The organism is Demequina sediminicola, assembly GCF_000975055.1.
Classification (GTDB): domain Bacteria; phylum Actinomycetota; class Actinomycetes; order Actinomycetales; family Demequinaceae; genus Demequina; species Demequina sediminicola.
In genome coordinates, this window is record NZ_BBRB01000003.1 from 164,584 (window position 1) to 188,231 (window position 23,648).

The 23,648-nt window shown below is 61.8% G+C and carries 14 protein-coding genes and 1 CRISPR repeat array; of the genes, 4 read left to right on the top strand and 10 right to left on the bottom strand.

Annotation, left to right across the window (positions count from 1 at the left end):
• Nucleotides 1-10: 10 nt before the first annotated feature.
• The 8 genes from AOP79_RS07900 to rsmD form a co-directional block, all read right to left on the bottom strand.
• Nucleotides 11-6,340, bottom strand: a complete 6,330-nt coding sequence (locus AOP79_RS07900) for a ThuA domain-containing protein (RefSeq protein WP_152648063.1) — start codon at nucleotides 6,338-6,340, stop codon at nucleotides 11-13.
• 306 nt (nucleotides 6,341-6,646) lie between these two features.
• On the bottom strand, nucleotides 6,647-7,264 hold the full coding sequence (locus tag AOP79_RS07905) for a response regulator (protein ID WP_201774447.1): 618 nt from the start codon (nucleotides 7,262-7,264) through the stop codon (nucleotides 6,647-6,649).
• Between the two features lie 81 nt (nucleotides 7,265-7,345).
• Nucleotides 7,346-8,290 carry a bifunctional DNA-formamidopyrimidine glycosylase/DNA-(apurinic or apyrimidinic site) lyase gene (gene mutM / locus AOP79_RS07910; protein ID WP_062072346.1) on the bottom strand — a complete coding sequence of 315 codons (945 nt, stop codon included), beginning with the start codon at nucleotides 8,288-8,290 and terminating at the stop codon, nucleotides 7,346-7,348.
• 23 nt (nucleotides 8,291-8,313) lie between these two features.
• Nucleotides 8,314-9,012, bottom strand: a complete 699-nt coding sequence (rnc, locus tag AOP79_RS07915) for a ribonuclease III (RefSeq protein ID WP_062072348.1) — start codon at nucleotides 9,010-9,012, stop codon at nucleotides 8,314-8,316.
• Nucleotides 9,013-9,041: 29 nt separating this feature from the next.
• Complete coding sequence (rpmF, locus tag AOP79_RS07920) at nucleotides 9,042-9,236, bottom strand: 50S ribosomal protein L32 (RefSeq protein ID WP_062072350.1); 195 nt, start codon at nucleotides 9,234-9,236, stop codon at nucleotides 9,042-9,044.
• A 2-nt stretch (nucleotides 9,237-9,238) separates the two neighbouring features.
• The gene (locus tag AOP79_RS07925; RefSeq protein WP_062072352.1) at nucleotides 9,239-9,790 is read right to left on the bottom strand and encodes a YceD family protein; all 552 of its coding nucleotides are present in this window, start codon (nucleotides 9,788-9,790) and stop codon (nucleotides 9,239-9,241) included.
• 102 nt (nucleotides 9,791-9,892) lie between these two features.
• Nucleotides 9,893-10,369: a pantetheine-phosphate adenylyltransferase gene (coaD, locus tag AOP79_RS07930; protein WP_062072354.1), complete on the bottom strand. Its 477-nt coding sequence runs from the start codon at nucleotides 10,367-10,369 to the stop codon at nucleotides 9,893-9,895.
• Between the two features lie 54 nt (nucleotides 10,370-10,423).
• Nucleotides 10,424-10,981, bottom strand: a complete 558-nt coding sequence (rsmD, locus tag AOP79_RS07935) for a 16S rRNA (guanine(966)-N(2))-methyltransferase RsmD (protein ID WP_062072357.1) — start codon at nucleotides 10,979-10,981, stop codon at nucleotides 10,424-10,426.
• Nucleotides 10,982-11,211: 230 nt separating this feature from the next.
• Here rsmD and cas9 point away from each other — a divergent pair, with 230 nt between their 5' ends.
• The 4 genes from cas9 (at nucleotide 11,212) to AOP79_RS07955 (ending at nucleotide 19,831) form a co-directional block, all read left to right on the top strand.
• On the top strand, nucleotides 11,212-14,277 hold the full coding sequence (gene cas9, locus AOP79_RS07940) for a type II CRISPR RNA-guided endonuclease Cas9 (RefSeq protein WP_062072359.1): 3,066 nt from the start codon (nucleotides 11,212-11,214) through the stop codon (nucleotides 14,275-14,277).
• Nucleotides 14,278-14,280: 3 nt separating this feature from the next.
• Nucleotides 14,281-15,207, top strand: a complete 927-nt coding sequence (gene cas1 / locus AOP79_RS07945) for a type II CRISPR-associated endonuclease Cas1 (RefSeq protein WP_082093468.1) — start codon at nucleotides 14,281-14,283, stop codon at nucleotides 15,205-15,207.
• Nucleotides 15,204-15,533 (top strand): CRISPR-associated endonuclease Cas2, encoded by a 330-nt coding sequence (cas2, locus tag AOP79_RS07950; RefSeq protein ID WP_062072361.1) that lies wholly within the window; start codon nucleotides 15,204-15,206, stop codon nucleotides 15,531-15,533. The genes cas1 and cas2 overlap by 4 nt, the downstream gene beginning before the upstream one ends.
• A 72-nt stretch (nucleotides 15,534-15,605) precedes the next feature.
• Nucleotides 15,606-17,816: a CRISPR direct-repeat array (repeat unit 36 nt; unit sequence AGCCTATCGCTCTGGGAAATGAGCTCTGGCCGCAAC).
• Between the two features lie 236 nt (nucleotides 17,817-18,052).
• A complete protein-coding gene (locus AOP79_RS07955; RefSeq protein WP_062072364.1) occupies nucleotides 18,053-19,831 on the top strand; it encodes a cellulase family glycosylhydrolase in 1,779 nt (592 codons plus the stop codon).
• A gap of 21 nt (nucleotides 19,832-19,852) precedes the next feature.
• Here the strand turns inward: AOP79_RS07955 and AOP79_RS07960 are convergent, their stop codons facing one another.
• A complete protein-coding gene (locus AOP79_RS07960) occupies nucleotides 19,853-22,117 on the bottom strand; it encodes an ATP-dependent DNA helicase RecG (RefSeq protein WP_062072365.1) in 2,265 nt (754 codons plus the stop codon).
• The gene (locus AOP79_RS07965) at nucleotides 22,114-23,631 is read right to left on the bottom strand and encodes a DAK2 domain-containing protein (protein ID WP_062072367.1); all 1,518 of its coding nucleotides are present in this window, start codon (nucleotides 23,629-23,631) and stop codon (nucleotides 22,114-22,116) included. The genes AOP79_RS07960 and AOP79_RS07965 overlap by 4 nt, the downstream gene beginning before the upstream one ends.
• Nucleotides 23,632-23,648: the final 17 nt, after the last annotated feature.

Genomic DNA, 23,648 nt, shown 5'->3' on the forward strand with positions numbered 1-23,648 from the left:
GTAGTTCCCATCAACGCTCACCGCGCTCTCGCGCAGCACGGGTCTGGAAGGACCCGGTGAGCACTAGTGCACCGCCGAGAGCCACGAGGATGGCTGCAAGGTAGGCCCACAGCTGGGTCTGCTCCCGGTTGAGACCAGTGGCAGGCAACTGCGATGAACCGCCAGCGTCAGCGGATCCCGAGCCGGTGCCAGCATCGGTACTCGAGCTAGAACCGCTGCCCGATCCCGACCCACTGCCCGACCCCGAGCCCGCGCCGCTGTCCGTGCCTCCATTGTCGACATCGGCGGCACTGACGGTGATCGGCGTCCGAGCAATCTCTTCACCGTTCAGCAGCACCACGATGTTGTGGTCACCGGCATCCAGAGCACTGGGGATCTGGACGCTCGTTGAGAACGTGCCGTTCTGCTGAGACGTCACTGACACGAGCAGCTGTGGCTCGGAGTAGACCCACACGTCCAGTGAGGAACCGGCCGGGAAACCGGAGCCCATGACGGTGACCGTGTCGCCGGCACCGGGGCTCGTGTTCGATACAGCAACAGAAGCCACGGGATCAGTGGGATCCGTCTCGTCGATCTCTTCGACCGTCACTGAAGCAACGTCGCTCACGTGCCCGGCATTGTCGGTGGCTCGATACTCGAAAACAACTTGATCCTCACCGGGCACCGTCACCAGGCTGCCGTAGGGCGTCCAGGTCTCCGTGCCAACAACGCGGTACTCGACCAAGGCGATTCCAGAGGTCTCGTCCGTTGCCGAGAACGTGACATCCCGTCCATCGACACTGGCCGATGCCTGGGGTGCCACGGTGTCAACCATGACGGATACCTGCTCGCTTGCCGAGACGTACTCACCGTCGGAGGCGCGGAACCACAGGTGAGTGGCGCCTTCCTCATCAATGACCACGGCCTCGGTCAACGCCGCGAAGGTCACCCCGTCCGTGGAGTACTCCGCGGACGCTGCAGCCTCACCAGTGGTGGTGACCGTCGCATCGGCGGTCACCGCCTGTGTGTACCAACCGTTGGCACCGTCAGCCGTGTCTGGCGTCACCATCACGTCGACGGTAAAGGTCGGGGCTTCTTCCTCGACCTCTGGCAGCGAAGTACTCGCCGCTGCCGACTCAAGGCCAGCGGCATCGATGCTAAGGAAGTGCACGACCTGAGCATCGTCCGTGAGTTCAACGACGTCGGTGTACGCCGTCCACTCACCTTCGTTGATCCGGTACTCGGTTGCCGCAATGCCGCTGCCATCATCTGAAGCAGTGAGCGTGAGCGTGCGTGGCGACACCGTGTCATCAACTTCAGCGGTGATCGTTGGCACGGTGGCGTCAATCTTGAACGCCACCGAGTCCGAGACCTCCTCAGCCTCGGGACTCGATGCCCGATAGTGCACGGTGTACTCGCCGTCGTCAGACAGCACCACTGGGGCGGTGTACTCCGACCAGTCACCATCGTTGACCTTGACCTCGCGGTACACGGAGCTCTCACCACCACCAGTGGTGTCCACTGTGACCGTGACATCGTCGGTGTACCACTCGTTGGCGCCCTGCGGCGTCTCCGGGTTCACCGTGGCAGAGACTGTCAATGGTTCAACAGTGTCCTCTTCGACTACGTGGAAGTAGTCGAAGCGTGCGGTGCGGGACACCGTGTCCTGGGCGGGATTGCCCAGAGCGTAGAGCCCCACGCTGCCGTCTGCTGCAGTCGCGTTCGTCATTGCGACATCACCAAGAGCAGTCCAGTCTTCACCGTCGGTGCTGTAGTAACCGGTGAAATCGTCACCGTCACGCGTCAGTCGCAACCATGCCTCTGTTGCACCTTCAAGAGGCGCATTCGGCTGCGGGTTCTGTACGGCTGCGTTGATCTCTGAACGCATCTCCACGTTGCGAGTCACGTTCTGTCCAGCGCGGTTCGTCGAGATGACATCGATCTTGACGTAGTTGTCGTCATCGAACCGGGCGATGATGCCGCCCTGCTGGTAACGACGGTCGAGGGCCGAGGCATCCACCTTGGTTTCCACAGTCCACTCATCTCCTTCGACGTCCTGAACGATGAAGTTCGGAACGTCGCCAGCAGCGCTGGTGTAGATGTCGTGGGCGGTGGTGTCGATCTCGAGGTGGCCGTCCGCCACGCGGTACAGATCCGTGTCCTCGTTGATGACATTCCAACGGCAGGTGTCGAGCTGTGAACCGTCGAACTCATCATTGGGAGTATCCGCAGTGGCGGTGTCGTCCGGTGTGATGTGGAACCAGTCGAAGTGCGCGTCAATCAACTCCTCTGGCGCGGCCGCATTCGCCCACGCCGCGACACCAATGCGCGGGTTCTCCATGCCTGCGAGGGCCTTGGTCTCCGGCATCATCGTGAAGTCCACGCCGTCAGCCGAGTACCAAGCGTTCAGGTTCTCGCCATCACTGGTGAACCGCACAAAGTAGGTGTCGGGGAAATCGACTCCTAGGGTTGCCGTGTTCGAGGCCGACGGAATCTCGTTAGGTGCGCCGTCCTCCTCTCGCACGAACTGGAAGATGCGCTCCGCCGCGCTGTTGGCGCCACGTCCTTGCAGCACCATCTTTGCGTAGTTGTCGTCGTCACCGTAGATCAACAGACCGGCCTGCTGATACCGGTCACGTGCCTCGAACGTCACCTTGGCAGTCGCCGTCCACGGGCCCGCAGGGAGGTCCTGCAGTACCAGGTTCTGCGCGGTGTTCGTGTCCCGGTAGAGGTCGGTGCGGCTGGCCGGAATCACCAGATGACCGTCCTCGATCCGTGCAAACTGGTCGGGACGAACGATGCCGTCCCAGCGAGTGTCATTGAGGTGCTCATCGGTGAAGTCGTCCGAACGTCCCGAGAAGCACATCGTCTGTGCCGGCTCAGTCACATTGATGGACACGTACTCTTCGCCGTATGCGCCAGCCTCGTCCGTGCCGCGCACTTTGAGCAGGTACTGGCCGGGCTCGGTGTAGACGAACTGCTCCGACTCACCGCCGGCGACAAAGCCGCCGCCAGTGCCCTGATCCCAGGTGAGCGCGACATCCGTGCCCTCTGGATCAATCGCCGATGCCGTGGCGTCGACCACGAGCGGGGGCTGACCGGAGACCGGCGTGGCTTCCAACTCGACCACGGGAAGCTTATTGCCGTCGAGGCCGTCGCCTTCCCACGAGAAGTAATTGATGTTCACGCCGCCAGTCTCGTTCACCATGTACAGCGTGCCCGTGCCAGCTGGCAGGTTGGGCAGGTCAACGGGGACATCGACATAGGTTTGCCACGCACCGGTGCGGGCGTAGTCAAACGAAGCGAACTCAGCGGACTCATCGAGCGAGTTCCACCGCAAGGAGATGGTGCCTCCAGCAGCGTTGGGTGAGGCCACGCGTGCCGTCATTCCCGTGATGCCCTTGAAGTTCACTGGCTCGTAGGACCACCAGTCTCCGTCGCCAATGTGCGACAGGTTCTGGCCGCCGTCTCCGTCACCATTGTCCTCGGTCTGGACGCCACCGGCGTCACCTCCCGTGAGATCGAAGTACTCGGCTTCGAAGTGCTTGGGGTTGAGGATGTTGGTGCCATAGGCAGTCAACGGAACTCCGGCTTCGCCGCCGTCATCCGTGTAGCGCACGTCGACCACCCAGAAGATGTTCGCCGTGAGGCCGTGGCCCGAGTCACGCTGGGTGACGATTGTGCCTTCACAGCCGCTGAGGGAATCCATCGGGTGCTGGTGAGAATCGTGACCCAGAGCGGTCAAAACCTCGACGTTTTCGCACAGGATCTCCCCTGAGGCGTCGGGGTCGTTGATGACAACTTCGTAGTCGACGCCGTCGCCCCACTCAAAGAATCCGCCCTGCTCGGGGAAGATGATGTCCACTGTGGGCATCTCATTACCCACCACGATCGGCACAGTCGCCGTCGCACTGCGGTCATCGGGGTCGCGCACGGTCAGTGTCGCAGTGAACTCCCCGAGCTCGGTGTAGGTGTGAGTCGGGTTGGCCTCGTTGGAGACGGCCGAACCGTCTCCGAAGTTCCATTCGTAGGTGAACGGAAGTGCCGCGGGGTGACGGCTGCCCTCTGACGAGAACTGCACCATCATGGGCGCGTCTGCGCCGTGAGTCACATCGGCCGATGCCTTGGCGATTGGCGATGGGTTCGCCGCTACGTAGTCGATGCGGTACACGCCGGAGGTGGCGTTGTTTCCGCCGAAACCTGCACCCCAGTCGATGACATAGAGCGAGCCGTCGGGGCCCCATTCGGCGTCCATCACACGGTTGAAGCCAGAGTCCTCACCAATGAGTGAAGGCAGCATCGGTGCAACATTCAGGATTTCTGTACCCGGGTTGTCGCCGTCACGGTTGAGCTGGAATCCGTATGCGGAACCGGCGTTCCAGTCTCCGAAGAAGGCCTTGCCGTCCCAGTACTCGGGCCACTTGGTTTCGACGTCCAGGTCGGGGTCGAACTGGTAGACAGGTCCGCCCATGGGTGCACCGGTGTAGCCACCGTCACCGACGATGGGCCAGGGGTTGTCGGTGGCACGTCGTTCACCGTGGTATTCAGGTTCGATGATGGGCGGGAGGTTGGTCAGTCCCGTGTTGTTGGGGCTGTCATTGACGATGTTGTTGGGATCAAACTCTGCACCGGCACTACCGGCCCCGAAGTCGTAGTCGTGATAGCACTCGTCTCCGGCGCAGTACGGCCAGCCGTAGTTACCCGGCTCGTCCACAATGTTCCACTCGGTGGTGGCAGCCGGGCCACGTGAGGCGTTGTCGTTTCCGGCATCCGGGCCGTAGTCAGCGACCAAGATGGCGCCACTGATCGGGTCCAGGCCGATGCGGAATGGGTTGCGGAAACCCATCGCGTAGATCTCTGGGCGAGTGAGGTCGCCGGTGGCGGCATCCTCGTCGAACAGGTTGCCCTCAGGGATCGTGTAGGTGCCGTCGTCTTGTGGCGTGATGCGCAGCACCTTGCCGCGGAGATCGTTCGTGTTGCCAGAGGACTTTTGTGCGTCCCACGCGGAGCGACCTGGCTCCTCGTCGATGGGTGTGTACCCGTTGGAAGCGAAGGGGTTGGTGTTGTCTCCTGTTGCCAGCACAAGGTTGCCTTCGTTGTCGAAGATCATGTCACCACCGGCGTGGCAGCACTGTGTGCGTTGCGTCTCGACCTCGAGCACCACAATCTCAGAGCCGGGATCGAAGGTATGGGTGCTGGGGTTATAGGTGAAGCGTGAGATTTGGTTGTATCCCATTCCCGCTTCGGTACCTGCCCGAACGGTTTCGGGCGAGTAGTAGATGTAGGCCCAGTTGTTCGTGGCGAAGTCGGGGTCGAGGACCATGCCGAGTAGACCGTCCTCTTGCCCCAGTGAGACCTCAAGATCGAGGCCCGTGGTGGTTCCGGGCGTGTCAGCGTCGATCACCCGCACGCGACCGTCACGTTCGAGGTAGAACACGGTGCCGTCGTCTGCGACGTTGAGCGACATGGGATTTCCGGTGTCTGCGTCAAGCGTCGCGAGTTCATAGGCAACGCCGTCGGTGGCGTTGCACTGCGAGTGCACGGTTCCGGATGCGGTGCGAATACCTTCAAGGAGGTGCTCGAGGAAGTCTGCGTCGGCGTAGGACTCATTGGTGTGTCCGCCGCCGGTGTACCAGGAACGACCACCGTCGTAGAGCTGGCACCAAGCGATGGGGTGGTCTCCGCCCATCTGAACTCCGCCGTAGGTGGACTCGTCCAGAGAAGCCAGGACGTGGACGTCGCTGCGGGGGTTGTCCTTGAAGTTGTACCACTCGTCGTAGCGGGTCCATACCTCGTCGAGGTGCTCTGTCGAGGCGTGGGAGTGGTCCTCGACGATGACATCTGCTGTCTGCTGTGCGGGGTGGCTATCGAAGTAGGCACCCACAAGGTCGCCGTACCACTCCCATTCGTATTCGGTGTCGGAGGCTGCGTGGACGCCGGCGTATCCGCCGCCGCCCTGGATGTAGTCCTCGAAAGCCTCCTGCTGCGTCGCGTCGAGCACGTTGCCCGTCGTGGAGACCCACACCACGACGTCGTACTGCTCGAGGTTTTCTTCGGTGAAGGCGCCGGCGTCTTCAGTTGCGTCGACGTGGAAGTTATTCGCGTCTCCGAGATCCCTGATGGCCTGGACCGCGGTGGGGATCGAATTGTGCCGGAATCCGGCTGTCTTCGAGAATACGAGCGCCTTGAAATCGGCGGTTTCTGGCTCGACCTCGGCGGGGACCAAGGTGGCGGCGGCATTGGCTGGAAGAGCCGATGCTGTTGCTGTGGTGGCGGCTACGCCCACGAGCGGCACGGACAGCGCCACACTCGCCAGGGCGGCGACCCATCGTTGAGGCCGAAGATGTACGTCCTTGTACAAGGTTTTCCTCCTGGTATTCGCTTCATTGCGAAGTTATGTCGATACACACACGGAAGTCGCGAGTGTTCTCACCTAACGGGAGCAAAAGTAATCGACCATATGTTGGAAGTCAAACCAAATTACTGAAATGTTTGATCACAAATCGGACACAACACGGGTTCGCGCCCTCCACGTCGCCCGCGCCGTCGCCGATCGCGGTGCGCTCAGCTCCCACGTCGAGCAGCCCCACGCGGACTGCATGCGCGCACGACGACAACGCCCCCCATGCGGGGTCATCCCAAGGGAGAAAACCGTACCTAGCAGGACCTAGCCACGGAAAGACTGAGCACGCTTCTGCGTCGCCCACGCCACAATCTGTGTCCGTCGACGCAAGCCCATCTTGGCGAGAATCGACGTCACGTGGTTCTTGACAGTCTTCTCAGCGATGCCAAGATCGTCAGCGATCTCGCGGTTGGCCTTGCCCTCCCCCACGAGCTTCAGCACGCGACGCTCGGTAGGAGTCAGGCTCGACGTAATCTCGTCCTCGCCCACTGCGATGTGCTGGCCGTGCTCGCGTCCAGTGGCGCTATCAAGCACCGCCTTGACGACCTCTGCGGAACCAGCAGTCTTTGCCACAAAGGCATCCGCCCCAGCTTGGTGAGCAGCCGTCCGCGCCTCTTCGTCGTCATAACTGGTCAGCACCACAATGTGTGTGTCAGGGAGCGTGCCCCGCACGTGGGCAATGACGTCCAGGCCGGTGCCGTCGGGCAGGCGAAGGTCTGAGAGGATCACGTCCGGCCGCACCGCATCAGCGCGGCGGATGGCCTGGGCTACCGAAGCCGCCTCGGCCACCACTTCCACTCCGTCAGCGCGGTCCAAAATGTCACAGATGCCGCGCCTCACGACTTCATGGTCGTCCAGAACGAGCACTCTCACGTCTCCCATACCCTGCATCGTAGAGGCACTACCCATGCATGACCTAGCGGGCACGCCCTCAGCGCGACTTCACGCCAAGGCGCCCGCGCGTCAACGAGAGACACGTCTGGGTGCCCACCGGCGCTGACACCGGGCACACCAGTGGGTCGCGCGCCCGCCCACTGTCGCGCGACGCATGGTCGAGCCGCACCGCGAACACGCCAATCCCCCACGCCCGTAGGCCTCGAGACCGCGTTCAAAGTAGCCCGACTCGCCGTTGACATTCACATACAGCGCATCAAAGCTCGTGCCACCTGCCACGAGCGCATCAGACATCACTGTGCGTGCAGCATCGAGCAGTGCTCGGGACTGGGGCGCACTCAAGGCGCTGGCCGGTCGCTCAGGATGAATACGCGCATGCCACAACGCCTCGTCGGCGTAGATGTTGCCGATGCCGGATGCCACCGTCTGGTCGAGAAGCACCTGTTTGATCGCGCGCTGACCCCGCCGCCATCCGCGCAGGATCGTGGGATCGTCGCACGCCGGATCTAACGGATCTCGACCAATGTGGGCCACGCTCGAGGGAACCGCAGCGAGGTCGCTTCCCTGCCCACCCGGGGATGCATCGGCCGTCGGAACCAAGGGCTCGACGTTGAGGTATCCAAAGGTGCGTTGATCGAGGAAGTCGAGAACGTGAACACGCCCCTCGCGGCGCAGCGAGAGGCGTGCGCGGCAATGCGGATGCGGCGCTGGGACCTCGTCCGCCGCATGGACACGAAATTGTCCCGACATGCCCAAATGCGCGGACAACGACTCCACCGCGAGCTCCGGGTGTGGAGGGACGCTCGGGAACGCCACCGGCATCCACAAGAACTTGCCGCGCCTGACCGCCCCCATGATGGTTGCGCCAAGGAGTCGAGACTGAAACTCCTCCGGACCTCCGGGGAGTAGGCGCACGCAGGAGTCGCGGAAGACCTCAACATCGGCCACCGTGGCACCCACGACGAAAGGCTCAAGTCCCGCTCGGACCGTCTCGACTTCGGGGAGTTCAGGCATGGGCGTGCAGTAGGGGTAGCGGTCTACGCCTGTGCAACAACAGCGCGATACGCCTCGGCGGCAGCAGCTTGCTCGGCATGCTTCTTCGCGGATCCCACACCGGTACCCAAGGCCACACCATCGACGGTCACGGTCGCGGTGAACGTGCGGGCATGGTCCGGTCCCTCACCCTCGCAGGTGTAGACCGGAGCGGGCCTGCCATGCTCGGAGCAGGCCTCTTGCAGCGACGTCTTCCAATCGAGTGCCACGCCAGAGGTGGCGGCCGCCTTGAGGTGCCCGTCCACCAAGCGCAACACCATGTCGCGCGCTTCGTCAATTCCGTGGGTCAGATACACCGCGCCAATGAGCGCCTCGACGGCATCACACAGGATGGAGTCTTTGTCTGCGCCACCCGTGGTGCGCTCGCCCTTGCCCAACAAAATGCAGGGTCCAAGGTCGATTTCACGCGCTATTTCAGATAGCGCCTTCTGAGAAACCGTGGCGGCACGCATCTTCGCGAGGTCGCCTTCCGGCAAATCAGGGTGATCGCGGTAGAGGCGATCGGTGACCACGATGCCGAGCACGGAGTCACCTAGGAACTCGAGGCGCTCATTCGTGGGAAGCCCACCCGCCTCGTAGGCGAAAGAGCGATGAGTAAGCGCGAGGACAAGTAGTTCGGGGTCGATAGTGACACCGAGGCGCGCCACCAGGGCATCGGCTGCTGCCTGGCCCGGAATGGTCACCTTGTACTTGTCCTCGCGCTGAAAACTCTTTACAGCTCGTTAACGGTGCGCAGCGCCTCAGCGTACTGGCGACCGTTGTACGCACCGCATGACGGGCATGCGGTGTGAGCGAGCTTGTCCGCCTTGCAAGACGGGCACGTCGCGAGGTTCGCAGCGGTGGTCTTCCACTGTGAGCGGCGGGCACGCGTGTTGCTGCGCGACATCTTGCGCTTGGGAACTGCCACGGCTAACTCTCTTTCTGTTCAGTCAAACTCTGCAATGTCGACCACCGGGGGTCGATCACCTCGTGGGCGTGGTCTGGGTCATCCACGAGCCGTGCACCACATTGGTCGCACAAGCCCGGGCAATCCGGACGGCACAGCGGAGTGAACGGTAGTTGTGTCACTACCGCATCCCGCACCACGTCCTCAAGATCAAGGTTTTCACCATCAAACTCAAAGACGTCCTCGGGTTCCTCGTCGTCCTCGCCGACCTCGATCTTACCGACTGTGAACAATCCCTGGACCACGGCATCGACATCCTGCCGCACCTCGTCCAAACAACGTCCACACTCGCCGATCGCTTCGGCTTGCACGGTTCCGGATACCCAGATGCCTTCCGCTACAGACTCGAGGCTCGCGGTGAGCTCCAACTCTGCACCTTCAGGCACACTGATGACACTTGTACCCAGGGCCTGCGGCACGGGAAACGACTCCTGAACCTCGCGGTGCGAGCCCGGACTCCGCGCAATGTCCCGTACGTGGAACATCAGCGGAGAGGTGTTGGGTCGGTGCGACATGTTCTGCGCCTCCCATCGTTTCCAGTCCCGCAGGACCTGGTCCACACATCATCAGCAGGACCGACGCACTACTTTACGCGAAAAGGGGCCGCATACTCAACTTCAGCGGGACAGCGCCGATGCGATCGCCGCAGATACTCCCTGTGGAACGTACGCTGAGACATCCCCACCATGGCGCGCCACGTCGCGTACCAGGGACGATGCGACGTGACTGAGGGCGTTGTCTCCCACAATAAAGACGGTCTCAATCTCAGACAGTGACCTGTTCATCAGGGCCATCGGCCGCTCGGCGTCGAAGTCAGCGCCGCCGCGCAGTCCCTTCACGATGGTGTCCGCGCCTTCAGCAGCGCAGAAATCCACCAGCAGTCCGTCCGTTTGCGTCACCCGGACATTGGCCAGATCCGCAGTCGCGTGAGCCGCCAGGTCGACCCGGACGCCTGCATCGAGCAGGGGCGTCTTGGTGGAGTTATGGGCGACCGCGATGATCAGTTCGTCAAAAAGGCGCGAGGCACGGCGCGCAATGTCGACATGACCCACCGTGATGGGATCAAAGGTGCCGGGGAGTACCGCGATGGTCATAGCCCTGACGCTACCTGGCAGGTGCGGGTGCGTGCGACTCGCAACGTCAAGCGCTCAACTACGTTCGGCGTACATCAGCCGTGTCTCGCCGTAATCCTTAGAAGTCAGGACCTCCAACGCCGCTGGCCACTGCGGCGCGCGAGCGCGCGTGGAACCTTCCAACACCACCATCGCCTGCGGCGCGAGCAGCGCCGGCAGCACCTCCAGGAATGCGTCCACGTCATCCGGGTTCAAGTCGTAAGGCGGATCGATCACGACCAGCGTGTAGCCCGGTGCGGTCGCGGCCGAGCGGGCCACAAACGGGGCAACCTTTTCCCGCACCACGCGGGCCTGCCCCTGCACGCCCAGCTCGCGCACATTCGCCTGGAGAACTCGGACAGCTGGGGCGCCAGACTCCACGAGAGTGACGTCACTGGCGCCACGGCTCAACGCCTCAAAACCCAGCGCGCCGGAACCAGCGAACAAGTCCAGCACCTTCGCCCCCGTCAGCACACCAGCATGATCGAGCCGCGAGAACAACGCTTCCCGTACGCGGTCCGTCGTGGGACGTGTGCCCTTGGCTGGCACCTGAAGACGCCGGCCGCCCAACTGTCCCGCAATGATTCGTGTCACGGCTCCAGAGTAACGACATGCTTCAGGCAAAAAGAAAACGGCCCCACGAGGGAGCCGTCTCATCTTGTGGAGTCCTGATCCAACAAGTTTCTCCTTGTTAGCGGCAGAGCCCATTTCCCAGAGCGATAGGTTGTGATGACTTTTATACACGCAGTGTCAGAGGGTGTCAATACCCTCAAGTTTGGCGGATTCACGCCGATAACACGAACATACATTAGGGGGAGCATTACATGACTGGCACTGACGCCACAGCACACTCGCACACGCCGTACCGCCTCGGGCTCGATGTAGGGACAGGATCTTTGGGTTGGGCCGTCGTTGAACTCGATACCGACGGCAATCCTGTCCGCATCGTGCGCACCGGCTCGCGGATCTATGGGAGCGGGCGCAAACCCAAGGACTTTTCATCGTTAGCGGCCGACCGGCGTGCCGCACGTCAGATGCGCAAGCAACGCGACCGCTATCTTCAACGCCGCACGCGCCTCATGCATGAACTGGTGGCCGCCGGTCTGATGCCCGAGGCCGAGGTGGAGCGGCAGAAGCTCAAGGATCTCAACCCCTACCTGCTACGCGCTCGTGGGGTTAAAGAGGAACTGACCGCCCACGAACTTGGCAGGGCTCTCTTTCATCTCCAGCAGCGCCGTGGCTTCAAGTCAAATCGCAAGACAGACCGCAAGGACGACGACCGCAGCGCGATGAAGAGCGCCATCGCATCGCTCCAATCCGACTTGGGCGACGACACCCTTGGCACGTACATGTGGAAGCGGATCCAGAACGGCGAATCTGTGCGGTCCCGTCCGCGAAAGGTCGGGTCAAAGAACGAGTACGACTTTTACGTGAACCGCGCGATGGTCGAGGATGAGTTCAATCAGTTGTGGGACTACCAAAGCCAGTCCCACGGCGACCTCCTCACGGACGAAGCCCGCATCCGCGTTCATGACGCCATCTTTAGCCAACGTCCGCTCAAGCCGGTGGACCCGGGGCGCTGCACGTTCGAAACAGATCAGCGACGCGCACCGAAGGCACTCCCGAGCTCTCAACTGTTCCGCATCTACCAAGAACTTAACGCGATCAGAGTGATCGATCCGTTCTCATCAGACCAAGCAGATCGACCCCTGACGCGTCAGGAGCGCGATGCCGGCGCATCGTTCCTCCTGGGCAGGGTGAAGGCCACCTTCCCTCAACTCAAGAAGGCGATGTTTGGGCCCACAAAGCTCCAACTCTCACTTGAGTACGGAGAACGCAAGAACATCCTGGGTGACGTCGTAGGAAGCGAGTTGCGCAAAGCGCAGCACATCGGCCCAGACTGGGAGACGTATGACCTCGCCACCCAGGACCTCATCGTGACGATCCTGCTCGAGGCAGACACTGACGATGAAGTGATCGAGCGGCTTCAGGCTGAGTCGTCGCTATCGCTCGATCAGGTCCACGGCGCGCTTGAGGCACCACTCCCGGACGACTACCTACGGCTGAGCCATCGTGCGATTGGCAAGATCCTGCCTCATCTCAAGGATGAATGGAATGAAGAGGGCAATGCACCGGTGATGTATGACGCGGCCGTCCGTGCCGCGGGATACCAATCGCACTCAGAGTTCCACAGCGGTGTTCTTGAAGACACGCTCCCCTATTACGGGAAGGTGCTGAAGCGATACACGCAAGAGGTCTCCGGGAGCAGCCAAGCTGCTACGAACCCTGACGAATGGGAGTTCGGCAAGATCGCCAATCCGACCGTGCACATCGGCCTCAATCAGATCCGCACCGTCGTGAACTCACTGATTGACCGCTACGGCCTGCCCACACAGATTCATGTCGAGGTAGCCCGCGACTTGGGCCAGTCGGCTGAGGGAAGGCGTGAAGCAGCGTCCAACCGTGCCAAGAATGAACGAGCAAACGAAGCGCTCAACGCCCGCCTGACCGAACTGGGACAACGCACCAACTTTGCCAATCGGGAGCGGCTGCGCCTCTACGATGAGATCTCAGTCCTCAATCACAGGTGTGTCCTGACAGGCATCCCCATCGAGATGTCGCGACTGTTCACCAATGACTATCAGGTTGACCACATCCTGCCGTTCTCCCGGACCCTGGACGACTCGCGCGGAAACAAGATTCTGGTTCACCACACGGCCAATCAGTTCAAGGGCGCCCGGAGCCCCTTCGAGGCATACTCGGAGACGGCAGACTGGGATCACATCCTTCAACGCGCAAGCGATGCCTTTGGCGCTACGAGCCCCAAGTTCAAGCGCTTTTCTGCCGACGCCATGGACAGGTACTCGAACGGCGAGCAAGACTTCATCGCCCGCCAACTCAACGACACCAGCTACCTGGCACGAGTGACACGCGAGTATCTAGGGAGCATCGTGGATCCCGACCGGATCCTAGCCACACCGGGCAGACTTACTTCGCTCTTGCGCCACCACTGGGGGCTCAATGGCCTGCTATCCGATGCCGCGGAGAAGAACCGCTCAGATCACCGGCACCACGCCATCGATGCCCTTGTCGTTGCACTCAGTGAGCGAGTAACTCTAAAGGCCGTCACCGACGCCAACCGTCGTGCCGGTGACCAAGGCATCGAACGCTTGCTAGTCGACCTCCCCCAGCCGTGGGAGGGCTTTGCGGATCATGCCCGTGAGTCTGTTGATCGCATTGTGGTGTCTCACAAGCCAGATCACAATGAGAAAGGCCAGCTCCACGAAGAGACCGCCTATGGAGTCCTGGAAGGGCCCGACAAAAAGGGCAGGTTCCTCACCCGCAAGCGCATCACGGACCCTGCCAAAGGTGTGGTAGGCAGTTGGGAGCAACCCAAGTGGCGTGACGTCATTCCGCTGTACAGGCGCGGCGAGGGGCCAGACTCGACCCTTCCCTACAAGGCTTACATTGGCGGCTCCAACTACTGCATCGAGATCGTCCGAACTGCCAAGGGGAAATGGGCTGGGGAGGTAGTCTCCACGCACACCGCCAACACGGCCGAGTATCGCGCTTTCATGGCAGAGCCGGGCGCGTATCGCGCCCAGAGTTACGCCGGTGGTGACCTCGTCATGCGGCTCATCGCCAATGACACCATCGCAATCGAAGTCGGCGATGCGGGTCGCCAGATCATGAGGCTGTGCCAGTTGGAGACGGTCGGAGCTATGTACTTCGCAAATGTGCGTGAAGGCAACGTCGCAGCACGTTCACGGGCTCGAGACAACGACTTTTCGTTGCTCAAGAAGGCGGCAAGCACACTTCAGCCACTCAAGGCTCGGAGAGTCTTTGTTGATCCCATTGGCAGGGTTTTTGACCCTGATTTCAAGGAGTAGGCGATGATCGGGCGAGTAGTCGAGGTCGTCGAGGCTGACCGTCGCATAACGGTCGAATACGGGAATCTCATCATCTGCTCGTCCACCTTGAGGATTGGGCAAGTCGCCTTGGATGACATCCAATCGGTTGTCCTCAATCCCCACGGCGCCACGATCTCGGCGGGTGCGATTGCCGCGCTCGCCGAGCGTGGTGTGCCCGTAGTAGTGGTAGGTAGGAACTTTGCACCAATCGCAACAGTCTTGCCTATGTTTGGCCACCACGAGATCTCACGTCGCATCGAGATTCAGTCCGCTATCTCTCAACCAGCGAGGAAGCAGGCATGGAGGCAAATCGTCAGAGCCAAGATCGGAATGCAAGCCCTTGCCCTCGAGGCCTACGGCATCGACTCGGCGCCAGTGAGAAACCTAGTTGCACGGGTGAGGTCAGGAGATCCGGAGAACCTCGAGGCCCAAGCTGCCAGGCTGTACTGGCGGCGGCTCTTCGGTCCGGACTTTCGACGGGATCACGACCTACCTGGCGTGAACGCCTTGCTGAACTATGGCTACGCAATCATCCGATCTGCGACGGCACGATCGATCGTTGCGGTCGGGCTGCATCCGAGTCTGGGCGTTCATCATCGGAACACAGGCAACCCGATGTGTTTGGTTGATGATCTGATGGAGCCGTTCCGTCCCCTAGTAGATGTACGGGTCCGTGCAATCGTCGAAGAGGACCCTGATGCGTGCGTGGAGCCATCAACCAAGAAGATGCTCGTGGCGATCCTCAGCACTGACGTTTCGCTGGCGACAGGGTCCTCCCCTGTCTCCCTTGTGATCCACAAGGCTGCACATTCGTTGGTGCAGTACCACCTTGGCGAGTCCAAGCGACTCGCGTTCCCGGACCGTGCTTGTGAAGAGACTATGCAAGCGCTCTCTGAGGCATACCAATGAGCGAGCTATCGGGGTACAGACTCATGTGGCTAGTTGCACTGTTTGATCTACCGGTCAGGACCAAGGCTGAGCGTCGTGAAGCGACTCTCTACAGGAAGCGCCTACTCGAGCAAGGATTCTCGATGGCACAGCTCTCGGTATACATGAAGTTCTGTCGCGACAAGGAGCAGTCGGAGATCATCATCAGGAAACTCTCTCAAGATGTTCCTGAGGGCGGGCGGGTCGACATACTCATGATCACTGACAGGCAGTACGCTGGGATCGTCACAGTACGTGACAACGAGCGAGTCAGACGGAAGAACCCGTCGCAACTCTCGTTGTTCTGACACCTGGAGGACGGTTTTGAGCGCTGAGATGGCGGCGAACCTCCCGTTCTACCAGGAGTTTCACCGCCATCTAGCCTATCGCTCTGGGAAATGAGCTCTGGCCGCAACTTCATGCACGAAGTCCTCCGCCGCATGTCCAGCCTATCGCTCTGGGAAATGAGCTCTGGCCGCAACAGGGACTCCATCGCATCCAAAGACCTAGAGAGCCTATCGCTCTGGGAAATGAGCTCTGGCCGCAACTGGGAGCCGAGACCCCCTGGGGTATGGCTAAGCCTATCGCTCTGGGAAATGAGCTCTGGCCGCAACGCAATGGTGGTCGTGTCCTTGAAAGCCAAGAGCCTATCGCTCTGGGAAATGAGCTCTGGCCGCAACGCTTCGCGCTCCAGCCGTTCGGCTTCGTCAGCCTATCGCTCTGGGAAATGAGCTCTGGCCGCAACCCGCATTGCACGCGGGGCGTGAACGTCTCGAGCCTATCGCTCTGGGAAATGAGCTCTGGCCGCAACTCCAACGCACTGCGCCGCATCGTCGTGTCAAGCCTATCGCTCTGGGAAATGAGCTCTGGCCGCAACCGAGAATCCCTGGTAGCGCTTCTGGTGAAGAGCCTATCGCTCTGGGAAATGAGCTCTGGCCGCAACATCCGTAACCTCGTACAGACCGCGAGCGAGAGCCTATCGCTCTGGGAAATGAGCTCTGGCCGCAACTAGCCGGTGCCGTTGGGTTCAATCGTGAAAAGCCTATCGCTCTGGGAAATGAGCTCTGGCCGCAACCTCAAGGACCACTACGAAAGCCCCGTGTAGAGCCTATCGCTCTGGGAAATGAGCTCTGGCCGCAACGCTATCGTGGTCGGCATCAAGTGGCTGCGTAGCCTATCGCTCTGGGAAATGAGCTCTGGCCGCAACATCAACGAGTCCGGCTACAACGCAATGGTCAGCCTATCGCTCTGGGAAATGAGCTCTGGCCGCAACGTGTTGGCTCGAGGCGTGCGCGGGCCTGGAGCCTATCGCTCTGGGAAATGAGCTCTGGCCGCAACGTTCTCGAGGGACGCTGGGGGTGGCGTGGAGCCTATCGCTCTGGGAAATGAGCTCTGGCCGCAACCGGTCCTTTCACTTCCTTGTGGACCTGGTAAGCCTATCGCTCTGGGAAATGAGCTCTGGCCGCAACCACCACCGTGACCTAGCGCGAGGTGGAGCAAGCCTATCGCTCTGGGAAATGAGCTCTGGCCGCAACTGCAGATAGCCACGCGAAGATCACGGTCATAGCCTATCGCTCTGGGAAATGAGCTCTGGCCGCAACCTATGCGGGCGTTGCCGATTGGAAGCCAAAAGCCTATCGCTCTGGGAAATGAGCTCTGGCCGCAACAGCGCCCACTAGGTGCCATTGCCGGTTCTCAGCCTATCGCTCTGGGAAATGAGCTCTGGCCGCAACCGATCCATCTCCGCTCGCACGTCGGCGCTAAGCCTATCGCTCTGGGAAATGAGCTCTGGCCGCAACGCCGGTCCGCATGCGCAGTCGTCGCCTTCGAGCCTATCGCTCTGGGAAATGAGCTCTGGCCGCAACAAGGTGAGTAGCAAGAAGCGCCCGATTGGAAGCCTATCGCTCTGGGAAATGAGCTCTGGCCGCAACACGGTGACGGTTGCCGTGTTGAAGTCGTCGAGCCTATCGCTCTGGGAAATGAGCTCTGGCCGCAACGACCGACTCGCAGCACTCGAAGTTAGCGCCAGCCTATCGCTCTGGGAAATGAGCTCTGGCCGCAACCGTCCCGCCATCGACCTTGCCGCCGCAGTAAGCCTATCGCTCTGGGAAATGAGCTCTGGCCGCAACTGGAGCCACGCGCGCCCACAATGGAGTGGGAGCCTATCGCTCTGGGAAATGAGCTCTGGCCGCAACCGCGGCGGCATCAGTCACGGGGATGACGTCAGCCTATCGCTTTGGGAAATGAGCTCTGGCCGCAACAAGGCCGCGAAGGTTGAGGCGTTGCTGGGTAGCCTATCGCTCTGGGAAATGAGCTCTGGCCGCAACCGCGGCGGCATCAGTCACGGGGATGACGTCAGCCTATCGCTCTGGGAAATGAGCTCTGGCCGCAACTTGATTCCAGACACGGGCATGCTTCCGTGAAGCCTATCGCTCTGGGAAATGAGCTCTGGCCGCAACTGCGACGAGCGTGTTGAGTAGCGCGTCCACAGCCTATCGCTCTGGGAAATGAGCTCTGGCCGCAACTTAGAGTCTGACGTGCTCGATGATCTGGTGAGCCTAGCGCTCTGGGAAATGAGCCCTAGCTACATCCATCAGCTCAGTCATGCCGGAGGCGTCATCAGTGAGACGGTTTGGAAAGCCGGGAAGGCGGAGTGCCGCAAACCCTGAGATGATTCTGGCCACTCCCCCAGCCGATGGCCCGCTGAGGGGTGTGAGTCAGTCGGTGCGGTGCGGATCTCCGTGTGTCATTCGCCACACGGGCTCTACCAGGCATACCTGACAACCGTAGGGTGGCCTTGCAGCCTGAGAATCCGAGGGGAACACCGTTGAGTGAGAGCGACACAACCGAGTGGTGGCGACAGCCCCGCGTCATCATCCCTGGCGCTGCAGGAGCCGCGCTGCTGCTTGTCGCCGGCGGGTGGTTTCTTGGCCGGGTCATGAACTCGGAGAGCGACGGAGAGACACGTGCCGTTGATGCGTCTCCAAGTGCCGCCGTGAGCTCAGAGCCAACGTCATCGCCGACGCTCGTGCCGGCCTGTAGCGCGAAGGTTGACGTGACGGCGGAATGGGACGGTGGCTACCAAGCTGACATCACTGTGAAGGCCGAGGGGATTGATATTCCGGACTGGGAAGTCGCGTTCGACCTTGGGGACTCGTCCGTCACCGGAGCGTGGAACAGCACGCTGAAGGTGGGAACCACCGGTACAGCCACGGCCGCCAATGTGAGCTATAACGGCACCCTCACCGCTGATGAGACGACCGTGTTCGGGTTCACAGCAGACGGCGAGCCGACCATCGGCGATGCCACATGCGCGTCATCGGTCCAAGCAGAGGCTGAACCGAACGATAGCGCCGACGCGGCAGCGGACCCAGCCGATGTCTCCGCCCCCGTCAATGCCGCCAGTGGCGACGATTGGCTGAGCGTCGACGGCAACTCCCTCGTCGACGCGCAGGGCAACCACGTCTGGCTGACCGGGGCGAACTGGTTTGGTTTCAATACCTCCGAGCGGGTGTTGCATGGCCTGTGGTCAGTGAACCTTGAGGACACGATGGCTGCCTATGCCCAGCACGGCCTGAACGTCATCCGCATTCCTATCTCGACAGAGGTGTTGATGGAATGGCGGGCGGGGAACGCTGAGACCACCACCAACGTCAACACGTCCGCCAACCCTGAACTCGAGGGCTTCACCACCCTTGAGGTCTTCGACGAGTTTCTTGCAATCTCGAAGAAGTACGGCGTGAAGGTCATCCTCGACGTGCACTCCGCTGAGGCAGACAACGCCGGGCACATTGCACCTCTATGGCACACCGCTTCCGTCTCTGAAGACGACTTCTTTGTCGCGTGGGAGTGGGTTGCCGAGCGCTATCGCAACGATGACACGATCATCGCCTTCGACCTTCAGAACGAGCCGCACGGTAAGCCGCCAGAGGCCGACCGTGCGACGTGGGGCGACGGCGGAGCCAACGACTGGCGGGCCGTGGCGACTGAGGCTGCTGAACGCATCCACGCGATCCACCCGGACATTCTGCTGCTGGTCGAGGGCATCGAAGCCACTCCGTCGAGCGGATCATCGTGGTCGAGCAATGATCCTGGCGACTATGACATCACTTGGTGGGGCGGGAATCTCCGTCTCGCCGGCGAGCAGCCTGTCACAGGCGCACCCGGCAAGATCATGTACTCGCCCCATGACTACGGACCGCTGGTGTACGAACAGCCGTGGTTCCAGGGATCCTTTAGCGCTGCGAGCCTCGAAAAGGACGTGTGGGACCCCACCTGGCTGTACTTGCACGATGAGGAAATCTCTCCGCTCCTCATCGGTGAGTGGGGTGGACGCATGGGTGATGACGACCGCCAGGACCGCTGGCTAGTCGCTCTTCGGGACCTCATTGAAGACCGCGAACTCCACCACACCTTCTGGTCACTGAACCCCAACTCTGGAGATACCGGCGGGCTGTTGCTTGATGACTGGACCACGTGGGACGCCGACAAGATGGACCTTCTTGAGCCGGTGCTGTGGCGCGATGCCTCGGGGGCAGGTGTCAGCCTCGATCACCAGATCCCACTGGGGTCCTCGGGAGTTTCTCTGGGCGAGTACTACTCGTAACCGAAGCCTTCGAGCGCTGATCTAGCCGCGTTCCAGGAACGCTTCACGCTCGGGGTCCAGCCATTCGCTGACGGCCGATGCCAGGGCTGGGTGTGCGCTCAGTTCGGGATCCGCGTCTATCACCGCACCGGCGGCAACGCGCGCCGCATCAATGACATCGGCGTCGCGCACTGCACGCAGCAGACGCAACGACGAGCGCCCACCCGACTGCGCCGCGCCAAGCACATCGCCTTCACGGCGCAGTTCGAGGTCCTTCTCGGCCAGAACAAAGCCGTCCGCGGTATCCGCGAGCGCCTGCAATCGCTCCTGTGCAACAGTGCCGTCCTCGGCGCGCGTCACCAGTAAGCACAACGAAGCAAGATCTGAGCGTCCCACTCGGCCACGCAACTGGTGGAGTTGCGAGATACCGAAGCGTTCGGCATCTAGCACGACCATCATGGTCGCCTCGGGAACGTCGACGCCGACCTCAATCACCGTGGTCGAGACGAGGACAGGTGTATCCCCTCGCGCAAAAGCCGACATCGCGGCTTCCTTGTCGTCTGCGGCAAGTCGTCCGTGCATGGTCCCGATGCTGATGCCTTCGAGTTCTGGTCGTTGTCTCAGCATCTCCACGGTGCCGGTGACAGAAGCCAACGGGACATCAGGCTCGTTCGCGACCACCGCATCGGCGATGTCCAAGGTGATCTCGCCGTCCACGGAAGTCTCGACCTCCGCGTCATCGGAGACCACAGCGTCATCGGAGACCACAGCGGCATCGTCATCGATGCGCGGGCACACCACGTAGACCCTGCGACCAGCCTCGACCTCTTCCCGCACTCGCTGCCACGTGCGCGCCATCCACGGGGCATTGTCTGCAGGCACAAGATGCGTGGTGATCTCGGCACGTCCCGCAGGGCGCTGAGCAAGGACTGAGGTTTCCAGATCACCGAACACGGTCATCGCCACCGTGCGAGGAATCGGAGTAGCCGTCATAACGAGGGTGTGTGGAGGCTTCTCCCCGCGTTCTCTCAAAGCGTCCCGCTGCTCGACGCCAAACCGGTGCTGTTCGTCCACCACGACGAGCCCGAGATCCGCGTACTGCACACCCTCCGACAGCAGCGCATGCGTGCCCACGATGATTCCAGCGGCACCTGAGGCGGCCTCGCCAAGTGCTTGACGGCGCGCCTTGGTCCCCAACGAGCCGGTCAACAACGTGATGCGTGTCGCACCATCCGCTCCGCCGAGCATGCCTCCGTCTGCCAGTGAGCCCATCAGGTGACGCAATGACCTCACGTGCTGCGCGGCGAGGACCTCGGTGGGCGCCAACAAAGCCGCCTGTCCCCCGGCATCAATCACCTGGGCCATGGCCCGCAACGCCACCACCGTTTTTCCTGCGCCCACATCACCTTGTAGCAACCGGAGCATCGGCCGGTCGCGTTCAAGGTCAGCCGCGATTTCTTTGCCCACCGCTACCTGTGCGTCCGTAAGTGGAAACGGAAGCTGCGCATCGAGGGCGGCTGCCAATCCATCAGAGCGCGCAGCACGTGGGGTGGCTCGCAACTCGGCGTGGGATGCGCGACGCCGGGCAAGCGCAGTTTGAAGCACGAAGGCTTCCTCAAACCTCAGACGGTCACGACCACGCTTCCAGTCATCGTCCGTGTCTGGCACATGAACCAACTGCAGCGCCTCGCGCAGGCCAGGAAGGTTGCGCTCGGCGAGCAAAGCATCCGGGATCGGGTCGGCGACGTCCGTGGCCGTCAAGGGGTCAAGCACTGTCCGCACAGACCGGCCGATGCGCCACGTCGGCACCGCCGCCGATGCCGGATAGATCGGGATCGGACGTGAGGCTTCAAGCACGGCCTCATCTTCGCTCGCCGCATCGACGCCCACGATCAAGTAGTCCGGATGGGTGAGCTGACGTCGTCCCCGATACTCGCCCACCGTGCCAGTGAACAGGCCAGTCCGCCCAGCACGGAGCTTGTCCTCATGCATCCGCAGCACACCAGCACGCTTAGCGAAGAACGTCAGTTGCAACGTCGCCGAGCCATCCGTGACGATGGCCTCCAGCATCGCCCCGCCGCGCGATCGCATTGTGCGCACCTGAGACGACCGCACCTGAGCCATCACGGTGACGTGCTCGCCTACACGCAGAGCGCCGATGTCCGTCATCTCGCCGGGAGCGCCATAGCGGCGAGGGTAATGCCGGACGAGATCGCCGACACTCTCCAAGCCGAGCTTGCGTAGCCCACCCGCAGTCCGCGCACCCAGCACAGCCTTGAGCGGCTCCGCTAGCCGAGGCGAGTTCATGCAGCGCCTTCGGGGCCGCTCTCCACACCGATCAGCACCCCTGGGAAGTGATGCCCGCCGCGATACACATGCACATCCGCAAAGGGAGCCACCCCCGCCACTGACGTGCGAGCCGAGTCCGTCACCGCCTCCGCGACACCGTCCGCCAAGATCAGCGACACCACTTCTGTCTGGGAGGACACCAGAGAATCGATGTCCTCATCCAGCGCGTCACCCGTGCTGGAACCCACCACAGTTCGCTCGATCGCGGCAGCCATTTCTTCCTCAAGGTCCTGGCCAGGGGTCACAAGAGCGGCTGCCGCCACTGCAGACACGACATGAGCCTCATGCTGCGCATCGAGCACCGTGATGAACGGCTTCTTGCGGCGCTTCTGCGCCAGCTCAGCGGCTTCAGCACGGAGTCGCGGGTCGCCCGCAACGATGATCGCTGCAGCACCCGACGCATCCTTCACCGCGCGCTTCAACGCTCGCCGACTGATGGACTCCGGATCCGGCACCACCAGCACCACAGCACCCGCGTCAGCCAGCGGCTCCGCCAACCCTGGGCATGCCGTCAGCGCCACCACTCCCGTCGATGCGCGGTCAGCGTCATGTCCCATCGTGATGTTGCGCACAATGATCTGACGAGCATGCGCCTCGATGCCCCGCACCACTGCATCATGCGGCACATCCGTGTGCACGTGTGCCTGCCACAACTCGTGTGCACCGGTAACGGCTACCGAGTCTCCGATAGTCTCAAGTTCGCCCGTCAAAGCATCGCGGATGTCATGCTCGTCACGAGCAACAAACATGACCTCATAGGCGCCACCGTGATGCTCGCGCAGGTCATCAGCCGACACGGTGAGGCCCTGATCGCGAACCTCCCACCGCACCTCGTCCACTCCAGCCAACGCATCCGGGCCCGCAATCGTCTCGGCGAGCATCTCCAACTGGAGCACCAGGCCGGCCGCACCGGCATCGACAACCCCGGCTTCATGCGCACTCGGCAACTGCTCATGGGTGCGCATGAGCGCCTCTCGCGCCGCCTCCACAGCCGCCACGACCGTCCTGTCGCGCGACGCACCCCCCGCAGCCTCGGCACGGGCATAGTTCGCAGCGCTACGTGCCACGGTCAGGATGGTGCCCTCAACAGGGCTGCCGACCGCTCCATACGCCGAGTCTGCGGCTGCCTCCAAAGCGTCCGCAATGTGCGACGAAGAGGCCTTGGCCATCCCTCCGCGTGCATCAATCTTCGACAAAAAAGTGGTGAGGTACTGACTCAAAATGACACCCGAGTTGCCCCGTGCACCCAAGAGCGCCCCTCGAGTGAAAGCGGCAACGACTTCGCGGTGAGTAGCCGTTGCGGGGAGCTTCGCTACAGCACGATTACCCTCGCGTACCGTCAGGTACAGATTGGTGCCCGTATCGGCATCTGCCACGGGAAATACATTGATCGAGTCGAGCCGATCTCGCGCGCCCTTCATCGCCGCCGCACCGGTGGTCAGCCAGTGTCGCAAGTCGGTAGATTCGGCCATCGCTCCCCAAGAGTTAG